At 61.2% G+C, this 7,247-nt stretch carries 12 protein-coding genes; 1 reads left to right on the top strand and 11 read right to left on the bottom strand.

Features of this window, described 5'->3' with window-relative positions; genetic code table 11:
- A partial coding sequence (locus QMC81_11395; protein ID MDI6908074.1) for a thioredoxin family protein occupies positions 1–256 on the top strand: 256 nt, incomplete at its 5' end.
- A gap of 69 nt (positions 257–325) precedes the next feature.
- On the opposite strand, the gene QMC81_11390 is transcribed toward QMC81_11395, so the two are convergent.
- From QMC81_11390 to QMC81_11340, 11 genes are all read right to left on the bottom strand, one after another.
- Positions 326–1,249, bottom strand: a complete 924-nt coding sequence (locus QMC81_11390) for a permease (GenBank protein MDI6908073.1) — start codon at positions 1,247–1,249, stop codon at positions 326–328.
- The gene (locus QMC81_11385; protein MDI6908072.1) at positions 1,237–1,626 is read right to left on the bottom strand and encodes a PadR family transcriptional regulator; all 390 of its coding nucleotides are present in this window, start codon (positions 1,624–1,626) and stop codon (positions 1,237–1,239) included. Before QMC81_11385 ends, QMC81_11390 begins: the two co-directional genes overlap by 13 nt.
- 102 nt (positions 1,627–1,728) lie before the next feature.
- Positions 1,729–1,989 carry a HypC/HybG/HupF family hydrogenase formation chaperone gene (locus QMC81_11380; protein ID MDI6908071.1) on the bottom strand — a complete coding sequence of 87 codons (261 nt, stop codon included), beginning with the start codon at positions 1,987–1,989 and terminating at the stop codon, positions 1,729–1,731.
- Positions 1,990–2,011: 22 nt separating this feature from the next.
- The gene (locus QMC81_11375) at positions 2,012–2,692 is read right to left on the bottom strand and encodes a cytochrome c biogenesis CcdA family protein (GenBank protein MDI6908070.1); all 681 of its coding nucleotides are present in this window, start codon (positions 2,690–2,692) and stop codon (positions 2,012–2,014) included.
- Positions 2,689–3,162, bottom strand: a complete 474-nt coding sequence (locus QMC81_11370) for a hypothetical protein (GenBank protein MDI6908069.1) — start codon at positions 3,160–3,162, stop codon at positions 2,689–2,691. Before QMC81_11370 ends, QMC81_11375 begins: the two co-directional genes overlap by 4 nt.
- Positions 3,159–4,229 (bottom strand): bile acid:sodium symporter, encoded by a 1,071-nt coding sequence (locus QMC81_11365; protein ID MDI6908068.1) that lies wholly within the window; start codon positions 4,227–4,229, stop codon positions 3,159–3,161. The genes QMC81_11370 and QMC81_11365 overlap by 4 nt, the downstream gene beginning before the upstream one ends.
- 35 nt (positions 4,230–4,264) lie before the next feature.
- On the bottom strand, positions 4,265–4,648 hold the full coding sequence (locus QMC81_11360; GenBank protein ID MDI6908067.1) for a carboxymuconolactone decarboxylase family protein: 384 nt from the start codon (positions 4,646–4,648) through the stop codon (positions 4,265–4,267).
- 13 nt (positions 4,649–4,661) lie between these two features.
- A complete protein-coding gene (locus QMC81_11355) occupies positions 4,662–5,192 on the bottom strand; it encodes a thioredoxin family protein (GenBank protein ID MDI6908066.1) in 531 nt (176 codons plus the stop codon).
- Between the two features lie 44 nt (positions 5,193–5,236).
- A complete protein-coding gene (locus QMC81_11350) occupies positions 5,237–5,617 on the bottom strand; it encodes a putative zinc-binding protein (protein ID MDI6908065.1) in 381 nt (126 codons plus the stop codon).
- Between the two features lie 24 nt (positions 5,618–5,641).
- Complete coding sequence (gene arsB / locus QMC81_11345; GenBank protein MDI6908064.1) at positions 5,642–6,736, bottom strand: ACR3 family arsenite efflux transporter; 1,095 nt, start codon at positions 6,734–6,736, stop codon at positions 5,642–5,644.
- Positions 6,737–6,957: 221 nt separating this feature from the next.
- The coding region (locus tag QMC81_11340) for a GyrI-like domain-containing protein (protein ID MDI6908063.1) at positions 6,958–7,247 on the bottom strand (290 nt) is incomplete at its 5' end.

Genomic DNA, 7,247 nt, shown 5'->3' with positions numbered 1-7,247 from the left:
GAAAGGAGAAGAAAGCATGGACATTAAAGTCCTGGGTCCGGGATGCAAGAAGTGCAAGGCCCTGGAGCAGGAGGTCACCAGCGTGGTGGCGGAAATGAAGATCGACGCCAACATTGAGAAGGTAACGGATGTGAACGCCATTACCGATTACAATGTCTTCATAACCCCTGCTCTGATAGTCAACGGTAAGGTAAAGGTAATCGGCAAGGTCCCCAGCAAGGATGACATCAAGAAGTATATCGAAGAGGAAATGTAGGCCGAAGCGAGGGGGCGCGTTCCTTCGGGGCGCGGCCCCTTGTTCTTGCACACCCTTTGTTCGGGGTATCTAGAGGATCAGTTCAACGAGGTAGCCGGCGGCCACGGCGACGGTCAGAACCGTGGTTACAAAAGCCACCACCAGGCGCCGGCGGAATATCGAAGCCAGGAGCAGGACCTCGGGGATACTGGCCCCGGCCCCACCGATGATCAAGGCCACTACCGCCCCAAGGCTGATACCCTTGCCGATCAGCACGGCGCTGATCGGGATAATGGTTTCGGCCCGGAGGTACATCGGTATCCCGATCAGAGCTGCCACGGGAATCGCCAGCGGGTTTTGCGGCCCGGCGGCCCAGACCACCAGCCTCTCCGGCACAAAACCGTAGATCAGGGCTCCGATGGCCGCTCCCAGGAGCAGGTACCAGAACACCTGACGGAAGAGGTCCATTGCGCCTTGGAGGGAGCGCCGTAGCTTGGCGCGGAGATCCTGTGGCGCTCCTAAACTAATTAACTGAGCTTCACCGCAACAGGATGCAGGCGCAGGCTGTCCTGCGCCCTTGAAGTCGGCGGCCAACCCCAACCTCTCCCAGAGGACCCCGGTGGCCACCGACCCGGCAAAGGTGATAACGCTATACATAGCAGTCACCTTGAGACCCAACAGGGCCAAGAGCAACATTATGATCACCGGGTTCAGGAGCGGCGAGGCGATCAAGAATGACATCGCCGTTCCGAAAGGAGCGCCGCCGTTGAGAAGACCGATCAGGATGGGGATGGTCGAGCAGGAACAGAAGGGCGTTACGGCGCCCAGGGCGGCGCCAATAAAATTACCGACGCCCCTTCTCTGCCGTTCAAGGATGCTTTTGATCCTTTCCGGAGGGATAAACTCCTGTAAGAGGCCCACAAGGAACGAGATACCGATAAAGAGAAGGACCAGCTCGCCGAAGATGATGCCGAAAAAACGTGCCGTTTCCACCAGGCTGTTTAGCTCAAACACGTACCCACTCCTCCCTTTCTTGATCGATCGTGACCTTTACCTGCCACCTGCAGCACATATCCCGCTGCCTCGCGCCAGCAGGCGGCGGCCATGTGATACGCTTCCCGCCCCCTGGCGGTCAGCGTGTAAACCTTCCGTTCCCGGGCTCCCGTCGCTTGGATCTCGACCGTGACATATCCCCCGTCCTCCAGTTCGCGGAGGATGGGGTAGATCGTTCCCTCGGTCGGCGCGCAGCAGCCCCCGGTCAACGACGCCACCCTCCTGGTGATCTCGTAGCCGTGGAGGGGCCCGGAGTACAGGACGTGGAAAACAAAGAACCTGGACAGGCTCATCCGGATCAGCCCCACCCAATACTCCCGTGATTCGAATACCTGCATTATTATCCCCCTCCAATGCATTGATGGGCAACATATATGCCACAACCTCCTTTGCCAGGGTACCTTCACCGGATGGTCTGTTTCAGCTGCTTCGGTACCCTGTCATCGCGGTCGCGGCTCGGTTTCCTGCCAGGCAGCGTCCCCGGCGGCAAGTATTTCTTGCCAGAGCTTGATTCTTTCCGCCGCCTCCGCGACATCGACTTTTTCAATGGCAAAACCGGTATGTACCATCAGATACTCCCCAAGCTCCACCACTCCCACCAGAAAAGTGTTCACCGTCCGGCGCACGCCCATGACCTCGATTGTCGCTGTATTCCCGTCAGGACCGATCTGAACAACCTTCCCCGGTATGCCGAGACACATTGTTCTCCCGCCTCCCCCAGAATTAACCGATCAGTTGAGACCAAAGAAGCCAGAGGCCCAGCCCGCCAAGCAGCCCTCCGGCCGCTTTCTGAAGCGCACGGCTGGATCGCTGGAAAACGTCGAGGTTTTGCAGTAACCCGGTAAACGTACCGGCAAAAAACAAGGGAACGCTTCGCCCCAGGGCGTAACAAAAAAGCAAGCCCGTACCCAGCCAGATATTCCCCGTGGCGGCCACCCAGGCAAGTACGCTGGCCGTAACCGGAGCGGTACAGGGTGAAGCGACAAAGGCAAAAGGCACACCCATCAGGAAAGCGCCCCAAACGCCCCGCGCTTTCCCGCCGCGCAAGCCCACAGCCGGCAGTTCCGGCAAGGGAAGAATCCCCAGCAAATGGGCGCCCATGGCCAGCAACAGGCCCCCTGTTAAAATGAGGATAAGCCTGTTCTGCTGGAAGAATCCGCCTGCCAGGGCCGCCAGGCCGCCCATCGCCGCCAGGGTAAGGGAAAGTCCAAGAACAAAGGCCAGAGAAAAAACGGCCGCTCGAAGGCGGGATTCACCGCCGTATCCGCCCGCGTAACCAACCACAAAGAAGACCGTGGGCAGGGTGCACGGGCTCAGTCCCGCCACGAACCCCCCGGCGAAGAAAAGTCCGGCGGATACGGGACCAAAGTGATTCAAAGCCCCGACAATTGTATCCAGGTTCATCGCCCGGCCACCAGCCGATCCAGGAGCCCTCGCGCCTCGGTCTCATCCAGTTGCCCCTCGAACTTGCCCACCGTCCCGCCCGCTCCATCCACGATGACCAGTGCCGGGATGGCGGTCACCTGGAAGTCCCGGGCCAGCTTTTGCAACCCCCGGCGGTCCGTTTCGTTATAGAGGGCGACATCCACCCACACAAAGGAGATCTTTTGTCCGTACGCGCGCTCCAGGCTCTCCACGGCGGCGCGGTGTTCCGCGAAAAACCGCCTCGTGCTCTCGCAGCAGTCGGCTTGATAGGTCAGGACGAGCGCCACCGGCCGCCCCGACTGCAGAGCCGGCTCAACCAGGTCGGCCACCCTGCCCCGTTCCCCGCCCTCCGGAACGGTTGCCGCACGGTCGCCCCGGAGGGATCCGATTGCCGCAACAACCGCAACCGCCAGTATCACGGCGACCCACAGCCACTTACGCTGTTTCACCGTCCGCCTCCCCTCTGATTACCAGTCAGCTTGGCAATGCCCGCGGCACCGCCGACCCCTGTCGCGGCCTGCCGGGAAACGCCGTCGTCCTTCGGCAGGTCCCAGTGGCGTGTCGACCAGCGCAAAAACCAGGCCATCGCCGGCGCCTGGATCATCGGGTTGATGGCCAGCATCGTGACCGTGAGAGGACTGAAAAAGTGCGTGGCCAGCCCGACGGCCAGGGAAACGTTCTTGCCCACCACGGCGTAGACCAAGGCCACCGCTTCGCGCGGCGCGAAGCCGGTGCGCGGAGCAAGCCAGATGGAGAGTCCCATCTGAAGAACATAGAACAGAACAAGCGCCGGAACGATGAGCAGGATGAGGTGCCACTGGGCGACGATCTTCGGCGCGCCCATGGCCACCGAGATGAGAATGATCGAGAACATGCCGAGCATCGAAAGGGGCGGGAGGATCGGGCGGATGGCCTGGAAGCCCGGCTCCCCCCTGGCGGCGATGATCGCCCGGCGTGTCAGGTCGCCGGCGACCAGGGGCAAGAGAATCACCAGCAGGGTCCCCTTGAACATCGCCGCCGCGTCGACGGCCACCAGGGAACCGGCCGTGACCAGCATGGTCAACGGAATGGTCACAATACTCAGGGTGAGGCTCAGAGCGACGATGACCAGGGACAGCGGCACATTGCCGCGCGCGAAACCGGTCCAGCCGGCCACCATCCCCGCGCAGGGAGTCGCGCTCAGGAGCAGCAGCCCGACGGCCAGCGCGGGCGTATGGACCAGAAGCGTCCTGGCGATCAGGAACCCGATCAGCGGGGAGACGATGAAGTTGAGCAGAACCGACCACAAGATGGCGCGCAGGTTCTTCACCGCCTTCGTGATCTGCTCCACTCGGATGCCGACCATCATCGGATAAAGCATCAAAAACAGGGTGAAGTTGATGTACGCTTTCAGCCCCTGCGTATGTCCCGGTAAGGCGAGGCCGAAGGCAAGGCCGAGAACGATTGACGCCAGGATCAGGTACAGCATGGCGCGGTCGAAGAAACGCGCCACGCTCTGCAGGGCGGTCGCCGGCATAGTTTTCGTCTCCCTCATTGTTGACTAATGATCACTCAGCGGAAGCGGCCTCCTTCTTGGCCGCGACCAAAAGCTCCATGGCCGGGACGGCCGTCGCCCAAACCGTTGACGCTTTGACGAACCGCGCTACGACCAGGGGCCTCCGTAATCTCTTCGGCCGAAGCTCCGGCCTTCAGGGCCAATCGGGCATAAGTGCGGGTGCAGAACTCCGAACCCAGAGCGGCAGCCGTGGCCACGAACATCAGCATTTTCCCCTTCGCGGGAATACTGGGTCGGGTGTCCACATGTTGCCGCATCGCGACGTGGTCGTAAACGGTCTCGGGCGAAAGCTGTGCCAAAAGCTTCATCGGCAAGGGTTCGGCTCCCAGTTGCTGCTCCATTTTCCGAAGGATCTGTTCCACGCTGGGCTTTTCGCTCATCATTGAAACCTCCCTATTTGTTTTGTTTTCCCGCCGTCTCAATCCACTGCGCGAGCTGCTTTTTGGACGGCACCCTCCCGGCCGCCCGGACCTGGCCGTTGATGATCAAGGACGGCGTCAGCAGCACCCCCGTAGAGGCAATGGCCGCCAGATCCTCGATCTTCTCCACATCGGCCTGGATGTTCAGTTCCTGCAGCACGGCAAGCACATCCTCATACATCTTGCGGCACTGGGGGCAGCCGGGCCCCACCACCTTGATTTCCAGCATCCCCCCCGGATCGTCCGTAAGATCCACCGGGAGACCGTAACGGACCTTGTAAGCACGCACCAGACCCTTGCGGTACTCGTCCAGGGCCGAGGCCGGAATGTAATTCTTCTCTTTTACCAGCGCGATGAGGGCGTCACCGAGAGCGGCGTCATCCGCAAACGACTTTTTCCTCACCGCCTCGAACGCCTCATCAAGCCCGATGATGCCCACCTTGGCGCCCCCGATGGAAACCAGGGTGGGCTTCGGCCCGGACGGGTTCGCGTTCTTGAACAACATCCCGTGCTCCCTCCCCTCAGTGTGACCGCGCCCGGCCCGCCGCCTTACCACTTTTCAAGGACGGTCATGATGTCCCCCGCAATCGTGGCGGCATCTTCTTCCCTGAACCGGCGGCGCGACTCCTTTTGAATGCCGTAGCGATCGGTAATGCTCACCTCGATATCCGGCTCCCGGCCGGCGCTCTGGCGCAGGATCTCGGTGGCGCAGCGCATCGGACAGCCTTCGATGACCACAATCCGTGCCGCCTCCCGCACTTTCTTCAGCGCGCTCTCTTTGCCGGCGGCCACTGCCGCCAGGCACACCAACCGGGCGCGATCATCGGCTCCCGCCACGCGCTCGGCGACCTCTTCCGCCAGAGCACCGGTGTTCGAGGCTCCCGAGCAGGTAGCAACAAGGATAGTTCCGCCCTTATCCAGTCGAAACACCTCCTCCCCGTTCTCGCTGCATTCCTAACTCCGATTCGTACCACCGAACCGGACCTCGGCGGGTTCTTGCAGCTCATGTGGAAAATACTTACGCCTGAAGTACAGGGCGACATTGACCAGGCCGATCAGCACCGGCACCTCCACCAGGGGACCGATCACCGTGGCGAAGGCCTGCGCCGAGTGAATGCCGAAGACGGCGACGGCCACGGCGATGGCCAGTTCGAAGTCGTTGCTGGCCGCCGTGAAGGCGATGGTCGTCGTCCGGGGGTAGTCGGCGCCGATCCACTTCCCGATGAAGAAGGTGATAAACCACATTCCCAGGAAGTAGAGGGTCAGGGGGATGACCACGCGCACCACGTCCAGCGGCAGGGAGACGATGACCTGGCCCTTCAGGGAGAACATCACCAGGATGGTGAAAAGGAGGGCGACCAGGGTGATGGGGCTGATGCGGGGAACGAAATGCGCCTCGTACCAGTCCCGTCCCCTGGCCCGGACCAGGACCGAGCGGGTGATGTAGCCGGCGATGAAGGGTATACCCAGGTAAATGAACACGCTCTTGGCGATCTCGCCCATTGAGACGTTCACTGCCACGCTGGAAAGCCCGAACCACGCGGGAACAACCGTCAGGAAGATATAGGCATAAACGGAATAGGTCAGCACCTGGAAGACGGCGTTGAAGGCCACCAGCCCGGCGACATATTCCCGGTGCCCCCCGGCCAGGTCGTTCCAGACCAGCACCATGGCGATGCAGCGCGCCAGGCCGACGAGGATCACGCCGACCATCAAATCCGGCTTGTCGGGCAGGAGTAGGACCGCCAGCACGAACATGACGATCGGGCCGACGACCCAGTTCTGGATCAATGACAGGGTGAGAAGCTTTTTATCAAGAAAGACGGTGGGCAGTTCCTCGTAGCGGACCTTGGCCAGGACCGGGTACATCATCAGGATCAGGCCGACGGCGATCGGGATGTTGGTCGTGCCCACCTGGAAGCGGCCCCAGAAGCCGGCGATGGCCGGGTAAACGTAGCCGGCCCCCACCCCGACGGCCATTGCCAGGAAGATCCAGAGCGTCAGGTAACGGTCCAGAAACGAAAGCCTGCGGGCGACCGATGCTGCCATATCTCTCCCTCGCTTTGGACGATTATATGTTATTTATATCATATAGTGATTTTAGTATTCGTCAAGAAACAAATCGCGCTCCCGTAAAAAAAAAAGGGATACGCCCCCCATGCAGTCTGGAAGGCGTATCCGTTACTGTTAAGCTTCCCGGCGGAAGGGAAACGGCCCTCTTCTCCCCGCGGACCCGAAAAGCGGTTACCAGCATAGGCGAGAGGCCGGCGTCAGTGTTCTTTCCTGACCACCGGGAAACGGATCTCGGTCCGCATTTTTTCCGGCGGGGTGTTGCCGGGATCGGTCAGGTAGACCTCTTCCGGCGGGCCGGCCATCCTGAAGCCCCGCGCCGCAAGCCAGCCGAAAAGGGTCTGGTAGGTGGCTGCGACCGCTTCGTAAGATCCTTCGTGGATGGTGCTCACGACGGTCCTGGCCGGCACCGTCTTGATTCCGGGAGCGGTGTCCGTGGGCTCCAGGTCCTCTAACGCGGCAGCCTTGACTGGAATCTGCAAGATCGGAA

The organism is Thermoanaerobacterales bacterium, assembly GCA_030019475.1.
Taxonomy (GTDB): Bacteria; Bacillota; Desulfotomaculia; order Desulfotomaculales; family JASEER01; genus JASEER01.
Note: the sequence above shows the minus strand (reverse complement) of the source record. Positions and strands in the feature narration are given on the sequence as shown.